Consider the following 19801-nt stretch of genomic DNA (forward strand, 5'->3'; position numbering starts at 1 on the left):
CCAATTATCATGGTTACCATGACGGTTGTTGCTGTCTTAGGTCTGTTAGTGGCAGGCTTAGTAACAAAATATAAAAAGTGGGGCGTGATTTGGCACGACTGGATCACCTCAATTGACCATAAGCGTTTAGGTGTTATGTACATCATTCTTGCGCTTATCATGCTTTTCCGTGGTTTCGCGGATGCCATTATGATGCGACTGCAATTAGCAATGGCTACTGGCGGTGCAAGTGGTTACTTACCACCAGAGCACTATGACCAAATATTTACGGCACACGGGGTGATCATGATCATCTTTATGGCTATGCCGTTTATGATTGGTTTAATGAACATCATTTTACCTCTGCAAATTGGTGCCCGTGATGTTGCATTCCCATTCTTAAATAACCTTAGCTTTTGGTTAACTGCTGGCGGTGCAATCCTAATCAATATCTCATTATTCTTTGGTGAGTTTGCGAAAACGGGTTGGGTGGCATATCCACCGTTGTCTGAATTGTCATTCAGTCCAGGTGTCGGGGTCGACTATTATATATGGTATTGCAGATATCCGGCTTGGGTACCTTATTAACATCGGTAAACTTCTTAGCGACTGTATTTAAAATGCGTGCACCAGGCATGACATTAATGAAAATGCCTATTTTTACTTGGGCATGCACGTGGGCGAATATCTTAATTGCAGCATCGTTCCCAATTTTAACTGCTGTACTGGCTATGTTAACGCTTGATCGTTATCTCGATTTCCACTTCTTCACGAATGAATTAGGTGGTAACGCGATGATGTACATCAACTTATTCTGGGCATGGGGTCACCCTGAAGTTTACATTCTGATCTTACCTGCGTTTGGTATTTTCTCAGAAGTTATCTCAACGTTTGCTGGTAAACGCTTGTTTGGTTATAAGTCGATGGTTTACGCAAGTGGTGCAATTTCGATTTTAGGTTTCATCGTTTGGCTTCATCACTTCTTTACTATGGGCTCAAGCGCTAACGTTAATGCCTTCTTTGGTGTTATGACCATGGTTATTGCGGTACCGACCGGGGTTAAGTTGTTTAACTGGTTATTCACTATGTATCGTGGTCGTTTACGTATTACTGTGCCTGTCCTTTGGACTTTAGGTTTTATGGTGACGTTCACTATCGGTGGTATGACCGGCGTGTTACTTGCTATTCCTGGTGCTGACTACGTATTACATAACAGCTTATTCTTAATCGCTCACTTCCATAACACCATCATTGGCGGTGCGGTATTTGGTTATTTAGCTGGTTTTGCGTTTTGGTTCCCTAAAGCAATGGGCTTCAAACTTGACGAGAGCTGGGGCAGACGATCTTTCTGGTGCTGGTTAATTGGTTTCTTCGTGGCATTTATGCCGTTATACGTACTTGGTTTCTTAGGTATGACACGTCGCTTAAACCACACAAACAACCCTGATTGGAACATTTGGTTATACATTGCAGCTGGCGGTGCGGTGATCATTATGTTCGGTATCTTGTTCCAAGTTGTACAACTTGTAGTGAGCTTCAAAAACCGCGAGCAACTTGATGATACAACGGGCGATCCGTGGAATGGTCATACCCTTGAGTGGGCATCTGCTTCACCTCCACAGTACTACAACTTTGCGAAAATCCCTCATGTTGATGACATCGATGCGTGGACAGACATGAAAGAAAAAGGCTTAGCCTACAAGCAAGAAGCCTCTTATAGCCCAATTCATATGCCAAAAAATACATCGGCAGGTGTATTAATGAGCGCAGCTTTAACAACCTTCTGTTTTGCCATGATCTGGCACATTTGGTGGCTTGCAGCCTTTGGTTTACTGGGTGCTATCGTGGTGTTCATCAAACGTTGTTACACCAGCGATGTTGATTACTACGTGCAACCAGATGAAATTGTTGAACTAGAAACGGCTCATAACACAGCCGCTACTAAGGAGGTGAATGCATGAGTAGCATTTCTGCAGGACTCGACACCTTAAACGGCGCACACGGTCATGTCGATGCACATGACCATGAGCACCACGATACAGGTGGTAACACCGTATTTGGTTTCTGGCTTTATCTTATGACTGACTGTCTGTTGTTTGCATCATTTTTTGCAACCTACGCAGTATTGTTCATGAACACTGCTGGCGGTGTGTCGGGTAAAGATATTTTTGAACTTGATTTTGTTGCGGTTGAAACCGCAGCTCTACTACTTAGTAGTATCACATTTGGCTTTGCGATGATCTCTGCTCACGGGCAGAAAAAGGCGGCTACGTTAACTTGGTTGCTGGTTACCTTTGCCTTTGGTGCAGTGTTTATTGGTATGGAAGTGTACGAATTTCATCACCTAATTGCGCACGGTAATGATCATCAGCAAAGTGCCTTTTTAACATCGTTCTTCTCTTTAGTGGGCTTACATGGTCTTCACGTTACAGCGGGTCTTATTTGGATGACTGTCCTGATGATTGAAGTTGTGCGCCGTGGTTTAAACCCACAAACAGTGACACGCCTAAGTTGTTTAAGCCTATTCTGGCACTTCTTAGATGTGGTGTGGATCTGTGTATTTACCGTTGTTTATTTAATGGGAGCAATGTAATGAGTCACAGTGAATCACATGTAATTAATAACTTAGAAGTTCATGCACATAATGATCAATCACATGGCAGCGTTAAAGACTATTTAATTGGTTTTCTACTGTCAGTGGTTTTAACGGCTATTCCATTTTGGGCTGTGATGAGTGGTTCGTTTTCTAAAACGACCACTGCATGGTGCATCGTGAGCATGGCGGTTGTGCAAATTTGGGTGCATTTGAAATATTTCTTACACCTAAACTTCAAAACTGAAGACGGCAAGGCAAGTTCATTGTCGTTTATCTTTAGTGCTTTAATCATTGTAATGGTGGTTGGTTTGTCGGTGTGGATCATCTACGAATCGAACGCCATGATGATGTACTAATAACAATTACTTTGTAATTGGTAAAAGATTTACGAAAGGAGCTGGTTAGTCTGAGGTTGTGTCTCCAGTTCTTACAGTCTGTTACTAGCTAGTTTCTTTCGTAATATTGCGTTTGTGCTGAAAATTAGAGGAGTCGAGGAAGTGTTTCGACGTTATTTAAATGTCACTAAACCTGGCATTATCATGGGCAATTTGATCTCTGTCGCGGGGGGATTCTTGCTAGCCTCTCGCGGTGATATTGACCCATGGTTAATGATCGCAACCTTACTAGGGTTATCTTTAGTAGTGGCATCAGGATGCGCGATCAATAACGTGATTGATCGTGATATTGATGTTGCTATGGCGCGCACTCGCAAACGCGTCACAGTAACTGGCGAAATGTCAGCAAAGGCGGCTATGGCACATGGCATCGTGCTTGGTGTTATTGGTTTCGGGTTATTAGCTGTGTATACCAACGTAGTGGCACTCTTATTTGCTACTTTTGGTTACGTCATCTACGTAGGTGTGTACAGCTTATATATGAAACGTCGTTCTGTGTACGGCACCTTTGTAGGAAGTTTATCTGGCGCAGTACCGCCTGTAGTGGGTTATTGTGCCGTAACTGGGCAGTTTGATGCTGGTGCTGTGATTTTATTGGTTATGTTTAGTCTATGGCAAATGCCTCATTCATATGCAATTGCAATCTTTCGTTATAACGACTACCAAGCGGCCAGAATTCCTGTGTTACCAGTAGCGCAGGGGATCGAGAAGGCAAAGCATCACATTGTTTTATATATCGCCGTGTATGCGTTGGTTGTGATGTTATTAACCATTAGTGGTTATACAGGTTTAGCCTTTATGGCTGTAGCTTGTACAACGAGTTTTTGGTGGTTGCTAATGGCGCTTCGTGGCTATCGTCGCAATATTGATGTAAGCGGCTGGGCGCGCCAAGTGTTTGCTTTTTCAATTGTAAACATCACGGTTTTGAGCATAGCGATGGCTTTAGATTACCATTCGGTAGCTCCACAGCTACTTGTTTTAACTTAGAAAAAAGTTGCTAACATATCCCAATGTTACAGTAGCAAAGGCCCGGTTTTTTCTCCACCGGGCCTTTTTTCTTTGTTGTTTTTAAAATCGAGCAGCTTGCTCTACTACAATGCCATGACGAGCCGCTAAACGGCGATGGTCTTTATCATAACCACCACCAATCACGGTTGCGACAGGTACATTGTGCTCAAGGCAGCGTTTGAGAACTAAATGGTCGCGTTGTGCTATCCCTTGCCAGCTTATATCAAGTTTTCCTAAGCCATCTTGCTGCCATACATCTACACCTGCATCATAAAGTACTAAGTCTGGGTTTAGGGTGTTTAATAAATAACTCAGCGTATCGTCAACAACGCCTAGGTATTCACTATCAGCGACATTCGGTGCTAAACCTATATCTAAATCGCTGGCTGATTTTCGAAACGGAAAATTCTTTTCACAGTGAATAGAGCAGGTATAAGCATAGGGCTGATGCGCCAGCATTGCTGCGGTACCATCACCTTGATGAACATCTAAATCAAAAATAAGTATATTGGTTACTTCACCACTTTTTATCAGGGTTTCGTTGGTGAAAGCGAGGTCGTTTACCATGCAATAGCCTGAGCCAAAATCAGTATGAGCATGATGAGTGCCACCCGCTAAGTGGCAAGCAATGCCATGTTTAAGAGCTAAACGTGCTGTTTGTAAGGTGCCCAGAGGCGCAGTAAAGGTACGTGCCATCAGCTCTTTTGACCAAGGTAAGCCAATACGGCGCATCGCTTTTTCATCTAAGCGGTTGTGCCAAAGGTCGTGGATATAATTTTCGCAGTGCACTAACTCAAGGGGCTCAGGGCTGCCAAGCATCGGTTGAGTTAGGTTGTCATTTATTAATCCAAGGTTTTGCACATGCTCATATAAATAAGCAAACTTACTCATCACAAAGCGATGGTTAGGATCGAAACTAAACGAGTAATTTGGATGATACACCAAGGGTAAGTGGGGATTTAACTGCATAGCTTATTAAATAGCTGAATTTGCTACAGCATAACGAATCTAACGGCAAATGTTTACTCTGGCGCGTGAATTAAATGAGCTAACTCGCGATGTAATAATGCCTCATCACCCAGATTTAGCTCAATCAATCGTTTTAAGTGAGTAATACTATCAATATCGATATGTTCGCAGCGAAACGTTTGCATGCTGATGCTCAACATGGCACAGCTCCACTTGCATTTTAATCTCGATAGTTGACTCTGGCAGGGTAAAGATTAAGTCAGCTTTACTATGAATAGGCACTAAAAATGAATCACTTTTAGTAATGAGCGCACCTTGCAAAGATAGATCAAGTAACTGACAGTGATAGTCGTTATCTTCGATACGAAGGACCGCAGGGCAAGAAAATAATACCCGCGAAAACTCTCTGCGTTCATTCATAGCTGTATCTCCAACTTTAGTTACTTAATAGTATAGATCATAATGGAGTGAGTGATAGCAAAGCTTAATACAACAAAAAAGCCCCTGAGTAGGGGCTTTTTGAGTATCAGCTAATTAGCCAATTTTTTTGTATTTAATACGCTTAGGTTGTGCCGCTTCTGCGCCTAAGGTTTTCTTCAACCACTCTTCGTATTCTGTGTAGTTACCATCGAAGAAGTTAATTTGGCCTTCGTCACGGTAATCAAGAATATGTGTAGCAATACGGTCAAGGAACCAACGGTCATGCGAGATACACATTACACATCCAGGGAACTCTAAAATAGCGTTCTCAAGTGCACGTAGTGTTTCAACGTCTAGGTCATTGGTTGGCTCATCCAGTAGTAATACGTTGCCACCTGCTTTTAATAGCTTAGCTAGGTGTAAACGGTTGCGCTCACCACCTGATAGGTCTTTAACGAATTTTTGTTGGTCGTTACCTTTGAAGTTAAAGCGGCCAACATAGGCACGGCTTGGGAATTCAAAGTTACCAATTTTTAATACGTCTTGTCGTTAGAGATTTCTTGGAAAACCGTGTTGCTTTCGTCCATGTCGCCACGGAACTGATCAACCGTTGCAAGCTCAACAGTGTCACCAACAATGATCTCACCGCTATCTGGCGTTTCTTCACCACTTAGCATTTTGAATAGCGTTGATTTACCCGCACCATTGGCACCGATAATACCTACGATAGCGCCTTTCGGCATTGCAAAGTTTAGGTCATCGATTAATACGCGGTCGCCAAAGCTCTTCTTCAGGCCTTTCACTTCGATAACTTGATCACCTAAGCGTGGACCCGGTGGAATGAATAGTTCATTCGTTTCGTTACGCTTTTGGTAATCGTTTTGCTGAAGCTCAGAGAACTGTGCCATACGTGCTTTAGACTTAGCTTGACGGCCTTTCGGGTTTGAACGAACCCATTCAAGTTCTTGCGCGATTGATTTTTGACGTGCTTTTTCAGATTTCTGTTCTTGTTGTAAACGTAAATCTTTTTGCTCAAGCCACGATGAGTAGTTACCTTCCCAAGGAATACCTTCACCACGGTCAAGCTCTAAAATCCAACCTGCTACGTTATCTAAGAAGTAACGGTCGTGGGTTACAGCAACCACGGTACCTTCGTAGTCGTGTAAGAAACGCTCTAACCAAGCAACTGACTCAGCGTCTAAGTGGTTGGTAGGTTCGTCAAGAATAAGCATATCTGGTTTTTCAAGTAGTAAACGACAGATCGCAACACGGCGACGCTCACCACCCGAAAGGTGTTCAATTTTTGCATCCCAAGGTGGAAGGCGTAATGCATCAGCTGCACGTTCTAACACGTTGTCGATATTGTGACCGTCGTGCGCTTGGATGATAGCTTCAAGTTCGCCTTGCTCTTTAGCAAGCGCATCGAAGTCAGCACCGTCCATTGCATACTCGTTGTATACTTCATCAAGGCGGTTTAGTGCATTTTTAACTTCGCTTACTGCTTCTTCTACTGTTTCGCGAACTGTTTTGCTTTCGTCTAGTACAGGTTCTTGCGGTAAGTAACCGATTTTAGTGCCTGGTTGAGGGCGAGCTTCACCTTCAAAGTCTTGGTCAACACCAGCCATAATGCGAAGTAACGTTGATTTACCTGCACCGTTTAGACCTAGTACACCAATTTTTGCGCCTGGGAAAAAGTGTAAAGAAATATCTTTTAAGATAGTGCGCTTAGGTGGCACAACCTTAGAAACTCGACTCATCGAGAATATAAACTTATCTGGTAACACCATGAAAGGAGCCTTCAATTTATAAGAAAAATTAACAGCAAGTATTGTATACCCAAACTACCTCAAAATACAGAATTCAGCGTTTATGATAGGCTTATCATCAAGGTGTTATTTACTCAAAGAGTCATACATTTTAATTAATGACCACTCAGAAATACCACTTCATTTGGACATCTAAACATCTAGAGGTTGAAATTTCTAACTATCCGTTCATAATTAGCAGTCAGATAAGTATGCTCGGAGCCAGCTATGCCCATTACAGTAAAAGATGAATTGCCTGCCATTGCAAAGTTACGTCAAGAAAACGTGTTTGTTATGCCAAAAAGTCGCGCTAAAACGCAAGAAATTCGCCCAATGCGTTTGGCCATCTTAAACTTAATGCCAAACAAAGTTGAAACCGAAGTGCAGTTTATTCGCTTGTTAGCAAACTCACCGCTGCAAGTTAATGTTGAGCTGTTGCGCTTAGATACCCATCGCACCAGTAGTAACTCTGAGCAGCACATGGATACGTTTTATCGTTATTTTTCAGAAGTGAAAGATAATAACTACGATGCCATGATCATAACAGGCGCGCCGCTTGCTCATTTAGAGTATGACGAAGTTGCCTACTGGGACGAACTAAAAATTATTTTAGATTGGGCTGAGCAACATGTTACGTCTACGCTGTTTTCGTGTTGGGCGACCATGCGGGTCTATATCATCACTATGGCCTTAAGCGCGAACTTAAACCAAATAAATTAAGCGGCGTATTTACCCATAAAAGTTATTTTGACCATGCAGCACTCACTCGTGGTTTTGATGATACCTTTTTAGTGCCACACTCTCGTTATGGTCATATTGATATCGATAAGATCACTGCCTGCGAAGAGCTGGTAGTATTAGCCGGATCAGATCGAGTAGGTGCCTACTTAATTAAAAATAAATCAGGTAGCCAAGTGTATATTACTGGCCATCCAGAGTACGATGCCCATACCTTAAAAGGGGAGTATTTACGCGACCAAGAAAAATCAGCGGATGCGCCTAAGCCAGAAAACTACTTCCCTGACGATAACCCAGACAACGAACCGTCGAAGACCTGGCAAAGTCATGCCTTTTTATTGTTTTCGAATTGGTTAAACTATTATGTGTACCAAACTACACCGTATGATATTAACTTAGTTAGCCAAGATGTAAGGACTAACAACTATGCCGAGTAATGCAGTGAATAAACGCGAACAATTAACCGAGGCGCTAAAACAGCGAATTTTAATCCTCGATGGCGCGATGGGCACCATGATCCAAGAATATAAATTAGAAGAACAGGATTATCGCGGTGAGCGCTTTAAAGACTGGCATGTACTTATTAAAGGCAATAACGATTTATTAAGCCTGACTCAGCCAAAAATCATTGCTGATATTCACCGTGCTTACTTAGAAGCCGGTGCCGATATCATCGAAACGAATACCTTTAATGCCACGACTATTTCGATGGAAGATTACGATATGGCGAGCCTTAGCCGCGAAATCAACCTCGAGTCAGCGAAGCTTGCACGCAGCGTGTGTGATGAACTTGAAGCAAAAGATCCTAGCAAACCGCGTTATGTAGCCGGTGTACTTGGGCCAACGTCAAAAACCTGTTCTATTTCACCAGATGTAAATGATCCAGGTTATCGTAATATCAACTTTGATAAGCTGGTGGCGGCGTACGTTGAGTCAACACTGGCACTGATGGAAGGTGGTGCTGATCTTATTTTAATAGAAACCATCTTTGATACCCTTAATGCAAAAGCGGCTTCGTTTGCCGTAGAAGAAGCATTCGAGCAAGCTGGTCGTAGTTTACCTGTGATAATCTCAGGCACCATTACCGATGCCTCAGGCCGAACTTTATCAGGGCAAACCACAGAAGCATTTTATAACTCAATTCGCCATATTAAACCGCTATCAATCGGCCTTAACTGCGCCCTTGGCCCTGACTTACTGCGCCAGTATGTTGAAGAGTTATCGCGCGTTTGTGAAACCTTTACCTCGGTGCATCCAAATGCAGGTTTACCGAACGAGTTTGGCGAATATGATTTAGAAGCTCCTGAAATGGCCCAAGAAATTATTGATTGGGGCAAGTCTGGCTTTATCAATATTGTAGGTGGTTGTTGCGGCACCACACCGGCTCATATTAAGGCGTTTGCGAAAGGCCTTGAAGGTGTTAAACCTCGCCAATTACCTGAGCTTGAAGTGCGTATGCGCTTATCGGGCCTTGAAGCGTGTAACTTAAACTAGGAAACCGACATGACTGACCAAATTGCTGTATTTACTAACGTCGGTGAGCGTACCAATGTAACAGGCTCGGCTAAGTTTAAGCGCTTGATCATGGAAGAAGATTACGAGACCGCTCTCGATGTTGCCCGTGAACAAGTAGAAAATGGCGCGCAAGTAATTGATATCAACATGGATGAAGCCATGTTGGACTCGAAAGCGGCGATGGTAAAGTTTTTAAACTTAATTGCCTCAGAGCCTGATATCTCAAAAGTACCTATCATGGTCGACTCATCTAAATGGGACGTGATTGAAGCAGGCTTAAAGTGTATTCAAGGTAAGGCCATTGTAAACTCAATTTCACTTAAAGAAGGTGAAGAGCCGTTCATCCGCCAAGCTAAGTTAATTAAACGCTTTGGTGCTGCTGCGGTTGTAATGGCGTTTGATGAAACCGGGCAAGCAGAAACTGCTGATCGTAAGTTCGAGATTTGTCAGCGTAGTTATAAAATACTCGTTGATGATATTGGCTTTCCGCCAGAAGACATTATTTTTGACCCGAACATTTTTGCCGTCGCAACGGGCATTGAAGAGCACGATAACTACGCTGTTGAGTTTATTGAAGGTACGCGCCGAATTAAGCAAGGCTTACCGCACTGTAAAGTGTCGGGTGGTGTATCGAATGTGTCGTTCTCGTTCCGTGGTAACAACCCAGTACGTGAGGCTATTCACTCTGTGTTTTTATACCACGCGATTAAAGCGGGTATGGACATGGGCATTGTAAATGCGATCAATTAGCGGTTTACGACGATATCCCCGAAGAGCTGCGTAAAGCTGTAGAAGATGTGATCCTCAATACCGACCCAGGTGCCGGTGAACGACTTGTTGAACTTGCACCCAAATACTCAGGTATGGCGCAAGCAGAAAAAGTTGAAGATTTAGAGTGGCGTACTTGGCCTGTTGAAAAGCGCCTTGAACATGCATTAGTTAAAGGTATTACCGAATACATCGATGAAGATACCGAAGCGTGCCGCAAGGGCAAAGCTAAGCCTATCGAAGTGATTGAAGGCCCGCTTATGGACGGCATGAACGTCGTTGGTGACCTATTCGGCGCGGGTAAAATGTTCTTACCTCAGGTTGTTAAGTCAGCTCGTGTGATGAAGCGCGCAGTTGCCTATCTTGACCCTTTCATTGAAGCTGAAAAAGAAGAGGGCGCTACCAATGGTAAAGTGGTTATGGCAACCGTTAAGGGCGACGTACACGACATTGGTAAGAATATTGTAGGCGTGGTACTGCAATGTAATAACTACGAGGTTATCGACCTTGGTGTGATGGTGCCGGCAGAGAAAATCTTGCAAACCGCCATTGACGAAAAAGCCGACATTATTGGTTTATCAGGGCTTATTACCCCATCACTTGATGAAATGGTGCATGTTGCGAAAGAAATGACCCGTCGTGGTTTTGAATTACCGCTACTGATTGGTGGTGCAACAACCTCTAAAGCGCATACTGCGGTTAAAATTGAGCCTCAGTATGATAAAGGTGTGGTTTATGTAAATAATGCCAGCCGCGCTGTAGGTGTGGTTTCTAATTTATTGTCGAAAGAGTTAAAGCCAGCATTTTTAGAGAAAACCAAGGCTGAGTATGAAAAAGTACGTGAACAACAAGCACGTAAAAAGCCGCGCTCAAAACCAGTTACTCTACAGCGTGCTCGCGACAACGCTGTAAAACTTGATTGGGACAACTACACACCACCTGTGCCTAAAAAGCTAGGTGTGACTGAATTTAAAGATGTTTCGATTGCGACGTTAAGACAGTACATCGACTGGACACCTTATTTCATGACGTGGTCAATCGCTGGTAAGTATCCACGTATTCTTGAAGATGAAATTGTCGGTGAACAGGCTAAAAGCTTATTCGCTGATGCTAATGCAATGCTTGATGAGCTAGAGCAATCAGGTGCACTACAACCTCTAGGTGTCATTGGTTTATTCCCTGCAAACCGAGTAGGGGATGACATTGAGATTTACACCGATGAGTCGCGTACAACGCTTTTAACTACATCGTGTCATTTACGCCAACAAACTGAAAAAACCGACTTTGCTAACTACTGTTTAGCTGACTATATTGCGCCTAAAGGCACTCCTGACTACTTTGGTGCGTTTGCGGTTACCGGTGGTCTTGAAGAAGACGACCTTGCCGATGCCTTCGATGCGAAGCAAGATGATTATAATAAGATTATGGTTAAAGCCGTTGCAGACCGTTTAGCTGAGGCGTTTGCTGAGTACTTGCATGAGCAAGTGCGTAAAGAGTATTGGGGCTATGCGGTAGATGAAAATCTATCGAACGATGAACTTATTCGTGAAAACTACCAAGGTATTCGCCCAGCGCCAGGTTACCCTGCTTGTCCTGAACATACAGAGAAGAAGAAAATCTGGCAGTTACTTGATACCGAACAGCGTATTGGCATGAAGCTAACAAGTTCATATGCAATGTGGTCCGGGTGCGGCGGTATCTGGTTGGTATTTTTCTCACCCTGAAGCTAAGTACTACGCAGTGGCGCAAATTCAACAAGATCAGGTTGAAGATTACGCTAAGCGTACCAACATGACTCTTGCAGAAGCTGAGCGTTGGTTGTCGCCTAATTTGGGCTATGAACCAGAATAATAACCTTTAGTTATTCGCTTTTGTTTAAATTAAAAACGAGTCCCAAATGGCTCGTTTTTTATGCCTATTTTTAATCATACTTTTTTCTTTTTAATTGCTTTAATACTGGCAAATTCCTTCTATTTTAAATATTTGTGTTAAAGTTATACCAATTCGCTTAATAAAGTGGTCTATTTTGAGGCAATGAAACCTCGTTGATAACAAGGCAAAAATTTCGTTATTTAGTTGTGCTCGGCAATTGCTCCTGCATTGCTCTACCTTCTGCATCCATGCAGTCGTAAATCAGAAATTTTTAACGCAGGTAGCGACAGGTTTAATCCCTCAAAATGATTAAGTATTATTGCGGATTGGTATTGTTGAGATTGATCAAGAAATCTAAGGTGAAATTGTGATTGATACAGTGAATGCAAGTGACAAAGATAAAGCACGATTTTTACGTGTTTTTGCATTTATTGGTTCGATCACCTCGTTCTTAATGGCGATCACCAGCTATCAAGATGGTTACCATGCCCTTAGCTATTTATTGATTATTGGCGGCTTTGTGTTTGCCTCACCTTTTGTCATTAAAAATCGTGACGAAACCATCGCAATACTTATGCTGTACGCTCTCTATTCGATGATGTGTTTTTTAATTGTCTCTGGGGGTAGTAATGGCACTGGGCCATTATGGTTGTTTATTGTATCTCCTGTGACCTTTTTTATTCGTGGTTTAAAGCGCGGAGCGTTTGATCTTATCTTGCTTGCCATTATTATCTCGGTGCTTTTTTATTTTACTGATCAATTTGGCTATTACAGTTATCCGAGTCATTATTTTCCTACACGGGTCATGCTGTGCTTCTCTATTTTATGTATTTTGGGTGGCTTCTACGAATATTATCGCAACAAATACAGTTTGCAGTTAATGGAGCAACTTAAACTTAATCAAAAGCTGGCTCGCACTGACGCGATGACAGAACTCGCTAACCGTCGCTACGCAACCGAATGTTTGCAAGATAAGCGCTTTGGCGAAGGGGCTGTGTTCTTGCTGATGGATGTTGATAACTTTAAGCAAATCAACGACACCTACGGTCATCAAGTGGGTGATGAGGTGCTAATATTTTTCGCTGATGTCTTTAAAAACGTGTGCACAGAAGACGATATTATTTCCCGTTGGGGCGGCGAAGAGTTTTTAATTGTGATCCCAACAGGGTATGAGCTTAGAGCCAGAAAAGTCGCTGAAAAAATCCATAAGAAGCTTGCTGCAAAGCCATTTACGAGCGACAGCATCTTTTTCATGTTACCTTAAGTATTGGCTTGTACGTGCGCGTCGCTGATGAGAGCATGGATCATTGCTTAAACATTGCTGATAAACGGCTTTACCGCGCTAAATCGCAAGGTAAAAATCAAACGGTTGCTGAGGTAGATTTAGCAAAGCATGAGCCAGCTTGATAAATAAAGCCGCAATTAGCGGCTTTATTGATTGCTCAAATTAATGGCTTTTTTCAAAGTCGCTGACTTCACGTTCAGCTTCTTCCTTTGATTTACCGTATTTTTGCTGAAGTTTACCAACCAGCTCTTTACGGCTACCTTCAATTTTATCTAAATCATCATTGGTAAGGTCACCCCATTTACGTTGTGCTTTACCTTTAAGCTCTTTCCAGTTGCCTTCTAAACGATCGCTGTTCATCATAATCTCCTTACTCTGTTAAACATTCACCTTAGTAAGAGCAATCGCTGTACCAATTTGGTGAAACTTATTAAATTATTGATTTGTAGTTGTTTTATGTTTTTAAATCTAATGAGTGGAATTTAAACGTTTGCAATTACTACGTAGTTTTTAGAATCAGCCTGTAATATTTTCTGTTGCGCTAGTTTTAGATACTTAGTGGCTCTTAGATGTATAGCGATTGATTATCCGCGTGTATTCTTCAGTTGATTTTAGTTTACGTAAACTCTCGTTAAACCGGTCTCTTAAGGCTTCATCATGAAACAAAAAACCATTGGGGCTTTTGCCGAACAAAGCAAACTGCTGCACCGGTTCAGACACATCAACCTCCCCATGTTTTGTAATTAACGCTCGGTAGTAGTCAAAAATTTTTCCGTCCATTTGGATCACTTCATACCGTTCACGATATAAAAGCCGTACTTGGGTTGATTGGTCGTATGTTTCTGAATAATTAAGATTTTCTTTTGCCATGTCGCGATATTCAGGTGAAAGTCGCGCTTTAGCACCTTGCCAAGATAGCACGGTATGATGTTTTAGTTGGGCGATGGACTTGAGGTCGAAATTTCGCTTGGCTAGGCTAAACGCAAAGTTCTCATAGTTGTAAGCAATATCTGAAAAGTAACCGTTCATTTGATTAGCTTCAATAACTTTATTGTTTATATCAGATACTACATCAACTAAGTTTTCATTATATAAAAGGATCCGTCTTGCATAAGGCACGTAGACGAATTGTAGTTGGTAACCTTGAGCACCCAGTGTCGCGCGAAGTAAGTCAGGAATAATGCCTGTGTTGTCTTCAGCCATCACCCAAGGTGGAAGTGTATTGCCAAGTGCAACCGTAATCTTTTGCTGGCTATATGCTTTTTGAAGCGGTAAAGCTAAAAATAGCAAGGTGATTAAAATACGGGTGTAAATCCTGAACAAGTTTATTCCTTATTCTGACTTTTGTGCGGTCGTTTAATCAAGAATAAGTCTAAACTGGCAGAATGCAATGTTTTCACTTTTTAAAGCCCGAAATAGAAAATAAGCCTATAGCCATCGCAATTTTTAGTTTTTTGATACAATGCGTGAAAAGAAAGTAAGAGATACCTAACGTGCTGCCAGTTCAAGATATTTATCAATCCCTGTTAACCACATTACAGAGTAACCCAATGGCCTTATTGCAAGCGCCACCGGGAGCGGGTAAATCAACATGGCTGCCTCTTACCTTAATGCGCGAAGGGCACTTTAAACGCATTGTTATGTTAGAGCCAAGACGACTGGCCGCACGCAATATTGCCCAGTATTTGGCAAGTCAGCAGAATGAAATAGTCGGTGACACTGTCGGCTTACGCATTCGTGGCGAATCAAAAGTAAGTTCTACAACTAAACTCGAAATTGTCACTGAAGGCATGCTGACGCGTATGTTGCAAAATGACCCAGAGCTTAGTGATGTAGACTTACTTATTTTTGATGAATTTCACGAGCGCTCAATTGCCGCAGATACGGCTTTGGCATTTGCCCTCGAAACACAGGCAGCACTTCGCGATGATTTAAAAATATTGCTGATGTCGGCAACCTTAGACGGCGAACGTTACAGTGAGTTTTTCAGCTGTCCTATTATTTCATCACAAGGTCGAAGCTACCCTATTGATGAAGTGTATATTCCACTTAAAGACGAAAGCCGTTGGCTCGATGACATACCTGCACTAATAAAACAGGCGCTTAGTGAGCAATCGGGCAGTGCTTTAGTGTTTTTACCTGGACAGCGTGAAATAATGCGCGTTCAGCAGTCTTTAAATGATTTAAATGATAGCGTTGAAGTATTTAGCCTGTATGGTGAGCAAAATAAAAAAGAGCAACAAGCTGCTATTGCGCCCGCTAAAAATGGCAAACGCAAAGTGGTACTAACCACCAATGTCGCTGAAACCAGTTTGACCATTGAAGGAATACGTATTGTGGTTGATAGCGGCAAACGCCGTGCTGCCAATTTCAATTTAAAAACCGGTGTTACTGAGCTTGTTACGCAGAGTATTTCTCGTTCTTCAGCTATACAGCGCGCAGGTCGTGCTGGGCGAATTGAGCCGGGGGTTGTGTATCGTTTAGGCTCTAAGCAAACCTTTGAGCGCCGTAACAGTCATGATGCGCCAGAAATTCTGACCAGTGATATTAGTCAGTTGTTATTAGAGGCAAAGCAGTGGGGGGCATCACTTGCTGAGCTTAGCTTACTCGACCCACCTAGTAACCAGCAAATTAAACAGGCAACGGCACTTTTGAAAATGCTCGAAGCCATTGATAAAAATGAAAAGCTAACACCCCTTGGCAGTCAAATGCTGAGTTATGGAGCCGATATTCGCCTCTCGCACATGCTCATTAAGGCAAAGCAACTGGATCAGCGCATGCCTGGTATTTATATATTAGCGGGGTATTTAACGGCGCTGCTTGAAAGCCGCATTAGTATGCCAGCTGATCTTAATTTGGCATTACATAGTCAGCACAGTAAACCGCACCCAGTATTTAAGCAGCAATTAAATTATTGGCTATCGCGCTTACAGCTCAAGCCGGTTAATGAGCTTAAAACAGAGTACTTGTCGCTGCTGGTGGCACTTGCCTTTCCTGACCGTTTAGCCAAAAAGCGCGGTAATGGTTATTTACTTGCCAATGGTGCGGGCGCCGACTTAAGTGAGGAGTTTTGGCATAACGATGACTATATTGCCATTGCGCATATGGGCGGTCATAAGGGAAACCGGGTTTTTGCTGCTGTTGCCTTTATGCCAAGTGAGCTAGAAGATGATCTTTCGCATTTATTTACTGAGCAAACTCGCTGCGAATACGATGAAAAAGCAGGGCGTTTTATCCATCAAGATGAGCTCAAGCTCGGTGCTATCACCATAGCGAGTCAACCAAGTAAACAGCCCCTAGATAAGAGCGAGCGCACTAAAGCGTGGTTAAATTTATTTAGTAAGCAGGGCTTTTCGTTATTTAATGAACAACCCGACAGTGAGCAGTTACTCACTCGAATGAGCTTGGCAAGTAAGCTGTTACCAGAGTCATTCCCGCTTTTAAATCACGATGAATTAATTGCCGATAACCAATGGCTTGCACCTTATTTGGATGATATTAAAAACCTTGAGCAATTAAAAAAGTTCAATTACAGCGAAGCAATTAAAAGCTGTTTTGATTGGCAGCAGCAAAGTTTATTGAATGAATTGCTGCCTTTGCGATTAACAGTGCCAAGTGGTTCAAATGTAAAAGTGAGCTATCAACTTGATGGCCCTGCGAAGCTCAGTGTGCGCATGCAAGAAGTGTATGGCATGACCAGCACGCCTTTGCTGGCACAAGGTAAATTGCCATTATTAATGGAGCTATTATCACCAGCGCGGCGACCACTGCAGTTAACTCAAGACTTAGCTAACTTTTGGCAAACAAGTTACCGCGATGTGCAAAAAGAAATGAAAGGGCGTTATCCAAAACATTTTTGGCCAGACAACCCCGCCACCAGCCAAGCAACTAATAAAGTAAAAAGTAAGATGTGATTTTAATGAAGCTGAATGCTCAAAATTACAAAACTTTGGATTAGGCTTAAGCGATTACTTCTAACCCTTTTTGCTCTGCCAGAGTGAGCATTTTCAATGCTGCTCCTCTTGGTGAGCTATCACCTTGCTCCCATTTTTTAACTAACTTGTCACTGACATTTAAGTATTGAGCAAAAACCGGTTGTGAAAGATTGTATTTCAGTCTTAAGTTACGAACTTGTTCGGGGGTAAATTCATGAACACTTGTAAGGCATAATGCGTCAAATTTACGCATCGTCGTTTTGTCTATAACTCCTGACTTTTTTAATCCACTCACTGTTTTGTGAACTGACTTTAATATGTCACTCATGATCATCACCTACAATTAAAAGTTCGCCATCATCGACTAGTTGTTCAAGTTCACTTTGGGAAAATCGAATAAACTCTTTTGCTAACTCTTTTAATGCTAACTTTTCTTTAGCATTTATATTAGCTCTAGCGTTTTTAGCAAACGCATAGAGAAAGAAATATTTATCACCAATTACAGCTCCGACGATAGTTCTGTAATCAGCTCTTTTTCCTTTACTGCCCATGGCTACGCGCTTTTTATAAACATTACCACCTAGGTCTGCATCGAAAAGGCCTGCTGACATCTCTATGCAAGCGTTTATTAAATCAATATCAGACAAACTTTCTTTTTTCGTGCGCGAAACAAAATCCTTTGTTTTATAAATCATAGTATACTCCATTAGGGTACACTTTCAATGTTTCACTCAGTAGCCAATCAATGATAATGAGGTTTTCATTGGTGTCCCTCTAATGTTGATAGCAGAGGTAATGGGTGATTACCAGCTATCTATCTGCGCAAAACCAATACGAATAAAATAAACCGTTACAATTTCTAACCCTGTTTTGGTTTCTCTTTTATTGGCTGTTTAGTAGTCTAATTGAGTCATTAGTAAAAAAGAGAAAGTTGGTGTCAGCAGCTATTACCCTTACTCAATACGTTAAAAAACGTACAGGTGTGCCTCTGGGGCATAAAGATTCGCTGCGCAATATGCTGACACGCTCGCTGGGTGCGAGTTCGTTTTATCTATTTTGGCGATATTGGAATCCGGTGTGGAGCTATTACTTATCTCGGTATGTCATGAAGCCTTGCAATGACATTATGCCGGTTTGGTGTGCGGTTGTTGTTACTTTTGCCGTCAGTGGGGCGCTGCACGATTTAGCGGTGAGTTTAGTGAAGTTAAAGCCACTATTCTTTTTTACTCCTTGGTTTACTGTGATGGGCGCTTTGGTATTAGTAAGCAAGTATAGCCAAATACAGTTTAGCTCTGCTCCTTGGTGGTTAAGAGCGCTCGCCAACATCAGCTTTATTGTATTGAGCTATTGGTTGACGAGCCACTTTTTTTAGTGCGTTACTGCGTTGCTAAAGGGTAGTCAGTGTAGCCTTTAGCACCGCCTCCAAATAGGGTATCTGGATCATGCTGAGCCAGTTCAATGCCTTGTTCAATGCGCGCTGGCAGATCTGGGTTGGCAACAAACGGGCGACCAAAACCAATTAAATCAGCCCAGCCTGCGGCTAATGCTTGCTCTGCTTTATCGCCAGTGTATTTGCCCGCATAAATCATTAATCCAGCATAGTTTTCACGTAGCGCTTGCTTAAAACTTTGCTCCATTAAAGGTGCATCATCCCAATCAGCTTCGGCAATGTGCAGGTAAGCAACGTTAAGGTCATTGAGTACTTTTGCTGCGCCAATATAGGTTTCAAACGGGTTATCATCGACCGTCCCATTGAGGGTTGTGAGTGGAGCAAGGCGTACGCCAACTCGCTCAGCGCCAATTTCATCACATACCGCTTGTGTCACTTGTTGTAAAAAGCGTAAGCGGTTTTCTAAACTGCCGCCGTATTCATCAGTGCGTTGGTTCGACTCTGAATCAATAAATTGATTAATTAAGTAACCATTGGCAGCGTGAAGTTCAATACCATCAAACCCTGCATCAACTGCATTAAGGGCAGCTTGGCGATATTCGCTTATAACCTGTTTGATGTCGTCATGGCTCATTGCGCGTGGCTGTGCAGTGGCAACAAAGTCGGGTTTGTCATCTTCATCAATAAAAACTTTTACGTCTTTAGCTGCAATCGCAGATGGCGCAATTGGTTGCTCGCCACCTGTGTTACTTGGGTGAGATACGCGGCCAACATGCCAAAGCTGAGCGAACATAATGCCACCAGCTTGATGAACTTTGTCGGTTACTTTTTTCCAGCCGGCAATTTGCTCGGCAGTGTAAATACCCGGTGTCCAAGCATAACCCTTACCTAGGGCTGATATTTGTGTACCTTCGCTAATAATTAAGCCAGCACTGGCACGTTGTGCATAGTAGTCGGCCATTAATTCATTGGCGATATCACCTGGTTGTGATGAGCGAGAGCGAGTCATCGGTGGCATGACAATACGGTTTTTTAAAGTATGACCGGCAAGTTGTATAGTATCGAATAATTTGTTCATTACGGCTCCTTGAAAGCGAATATGCTTTCAGCATAACGAAAATTATTT

General features: G+C 42.5%; 14 protein-coding genes and 5 pseudogenes. 11 read left to right on the forward strand and 8 right to left on the reverse strand.

What is annotated here, in order from left to right; all coding sequences use genetic code 11:
* The first annotated feature begins 159 nt into the window (after positions 1–159).
* The 4 genes and pseudogenes from ACRWSG_RS12950 to cyoE all read left to right on the forward strand — a co-directional run bounded on the left by ACRWSG_RS12950 (position 160) and on the right by cyoE (position 3957).
* Positions 160–1940 (forward strand): annotated as a pseudogene (locus ACRWSG_RS12950) (cbb3-type cytochrome c oxidase subunit I).
* Positions 1937–2572: a cytochrome o ubiquinol oxidase subunit III gene (gene cyoC, locus ACRWSG_RS12955; protein ID WP_462166479.1), complete on the forward strand. Its 636-nt coding sequence runs from the start codon at positions 1937–1939 to the stop codon at positions 2570–2572. Before ACRWSG_RS12950 ends, cyoC begins: the two are co-directional and overlap by 4 nt.
* Positions 2572–2931 carry a cytochrome o ubiquinol oxidase subunit IV gene (gene cyoD / locus ACRWSG_RS12960; protein WP_054554291.1) on the forward strand — a complete coding sequence of 120 codons (360 nt, stop codon included), beginning with the start codon at positions 2572–2574 and terminating at the stop codon, positions 2929–2931. The genes cyoC and cyoD overlap by 1 nt, the downstream gene beginning before the upstream one ends.
* A 141-nt stretch (positions 2932–3072) precedes the next feature.
* On the forward strand, positions 3073–3957 hold the full coding sequence (gene cyoE, locus ACRWSG_RS12965) for a heme o synthase (RefSeq protein WP_054554292.1): 885 nt from the start codon (positions 3073–3075) through the stop codon (positions 3955–3957).
* 81 nt (positions 3958–4038) lie between these two features.
* Here cyoE and ACRWSG_RS12970 read toward each other — a convergent pair whose 3' ends face one another.
* The 3 genes and pseudogenes from ACRWSG_RS12970 to ettA form a co-directional block, all read right to left on the reverse strand.
* Positions 4039–4947 (reverse strand): histone deacetylase family protein, encoded by a 909-nt coding sequence (locus ACRWSG_RS12970; RefSeq protein ID WP_462166480.1) that lies wholly within the window; start codon positions 4945–4947, stop codon positions 4039–4041.
* Between the two features lie 53 nt (positions 4948–5000).
* Positions 5001–5367, reverse strand: a pseudogene (locus ACRWSG_RS12975) (PilZ domain-containing protein).
* A 114-nt stretch (positions 5368–5481) separates the two neighbouring features.
* Positions 5482–7154: pseudogene (gene ettA, locus ACRWSG_RS12980) on the reverse strand (energy-dependent translational throttle protein EttA).
* Between the two features lie 246 nt (positions 7155–7400).
* Here ettA and ACRWSG_RS12985 point away from each other — a divergent pair.
* The 5 genes and pseudogenes from ACRWSG_RS12985 to ACRWSG_RS13005 all read left to right on the forward strand — a co-directional run bounded on the left by ACRWSG_RS12985 (position 7401) and on the right by ACRWSG_RS13005 (position 13472).
* A pseudogene (locus tag ACRWSG_RS12985) lies at positions 7401–8347 on the forward strand (homoserine O-succinyltransferase).
* Positions 8337–9404: a homocysteine S-methyltransferase family protein gene (locus tag ACRWSG_RS12990; protein ID WP_462166481.1), complete on the forward strand. Its 1068-nt coding sequence runs from the start codon at positions 8337–8339 to the stop codon at positions 9402–9404. Before ACRWSG_RS12985 ends, ACRWSG_RS12990 begins: the two are co-directional and overlap by 11 nt.
* A gap of 9 nt (positions 9405–9413) precedes the next feature.
* Positions 9414–12044 (forward strand): annotated as a pseudogene (metH, locus tag ACRWSG_RS12995) (methionine synthase).
* 388 nt (positions 12045–12432) lie between these two features.
* The gene (locus ACRWSG_RS13000) at positions 12433–13329 is read left to right on the forward strand and encodes a GGDEF domain-containing protein (RefSeq protein WP_462166482.1); all 897 of its coding nucleotides are present in this window, start codon (positions 12433–12435) and stop codon (positions 13327–13329) included.
* Between the two features lie 14 nt (positions 13330–13343).
* A complete protein-coding gene (locus ACRWSG_RS13005; RefSeq protein WP_462166944.1) occupies positions 13344–13472 on the forward strand; it encodes a hypothetical protein in 129 nt (42 codons plus the stop codon).
* A gap of 40 nt (positions 13473–13512) precedes the next feature.
* Here ACRWSG_RS13005 and ACRWSG_RS13010 read toward each other — a convergent pair whose 3' ends face one another.
* The gene (locus ACRWSG_RS13010; protein WP_138619436.1) at positions 13513–13710 is read right to left on the reverse strand and encodes a CsbD family protein; all 198 of its coding nucleotides are present in this window, start codon (positions 13708–13710) and stop codon (positions 13513–13515) included.
* Between the two features lie 195 nt (positions 13711–13905).
* The gene (locus ACRWSG_RS13015) at positions 13906–14673 is read right to left on the reverse strand and encodes a substrate-binding periplasmic protein (RefSeq protein WP_235377472.1); all 768 of its coding nucleotides are present in this window, start codon (positions 14671–14673) and stop codon (positions 13906–13908) included.
* Positions 14674–14843: 170 nt separating this feature from the next.
* Between ACRWSG_RS13015 and hrpB the strand changes: the two genes are divergently transcribed.
* Positions 14844–17264, forward strand: coding sequence for an ATP-dependent helicase HrpB (hrpB, locus tag ACRWSG_RS13020; RefSeq protein WP_235377473.1), 2421 nt, complete (start codon positions 14844–14846; stop codon positions 17262–17264).
* Positions 17265–17310: 46 nt separating this feature from the next.
* On the opposite strand, the gene ACRWSG_RS13025 is transcribed toward hrpB, so the two are convergent.
* Positions 17311–17613: a helix-turn-helix domain-containing protein gene (locus ACRWSG_RS13025; RefSeq protein WP_138600233.1), complete on the reverse strand. Its 303-nt coding sequence runs from the start codon at positions 17611–17613 to the stop codon at positions 17311–17313.
* Positions 17606–17980 carry a type II toxin-antitoxin system RelE/ParE family toxin gene (locus tag ACRWSG_RS13030; RefSeq protein ID WP_235372634.1) on the reverse strand — a complete coding sequence of 125 codons (375 nt, stop codon included), beginning with the start codon at positions 17978–17980 and terminating at the stop codon, positions 17606–17608. The genes ACRWSG_RS13025 and ACRWSG_RS13030 overlap by 8 nt, the downstream gene beginning before the upstream one ends.
* 239 nt (positions 17981–18219) lie before the next feature.
* Between ACRWSG_RS13030 and ACRWSG_RS13035 the strand changes: the two genes are divergently transcribed.
* Positions 18220–18657 (forward strand): membrane-bound O-acyltransferase family protein, encoded by a 438-nt coding sequence (locus ACRWSG_RS13035; protein WP_138600237.1) that lies wholly within the window; start codon positions 18220–18222, stop codon positions 18655–18657.
* 4 nt (positions 18658–18661) lie between these two features.
* On the opposite strand, the gene ACRWSG_RS13040 is transcribed toward ACRWSG_RS13035, so the two are convergent.
* Positions 18662–19753 (reverse strand): alkene reductase, encoded by a 1092-nt coding sequence (locus ACRWSG_RS13040; protein WP_235377474.1) that lies wholly within the window; start codon positions 19751–19753, stop codon positions 18662–18664.
* Positions 19754–19801: the final 48 nt, after the last annotated feature.

The organism is Pseudoalteromonas sp. GB43, assembly GCF_054923805.1.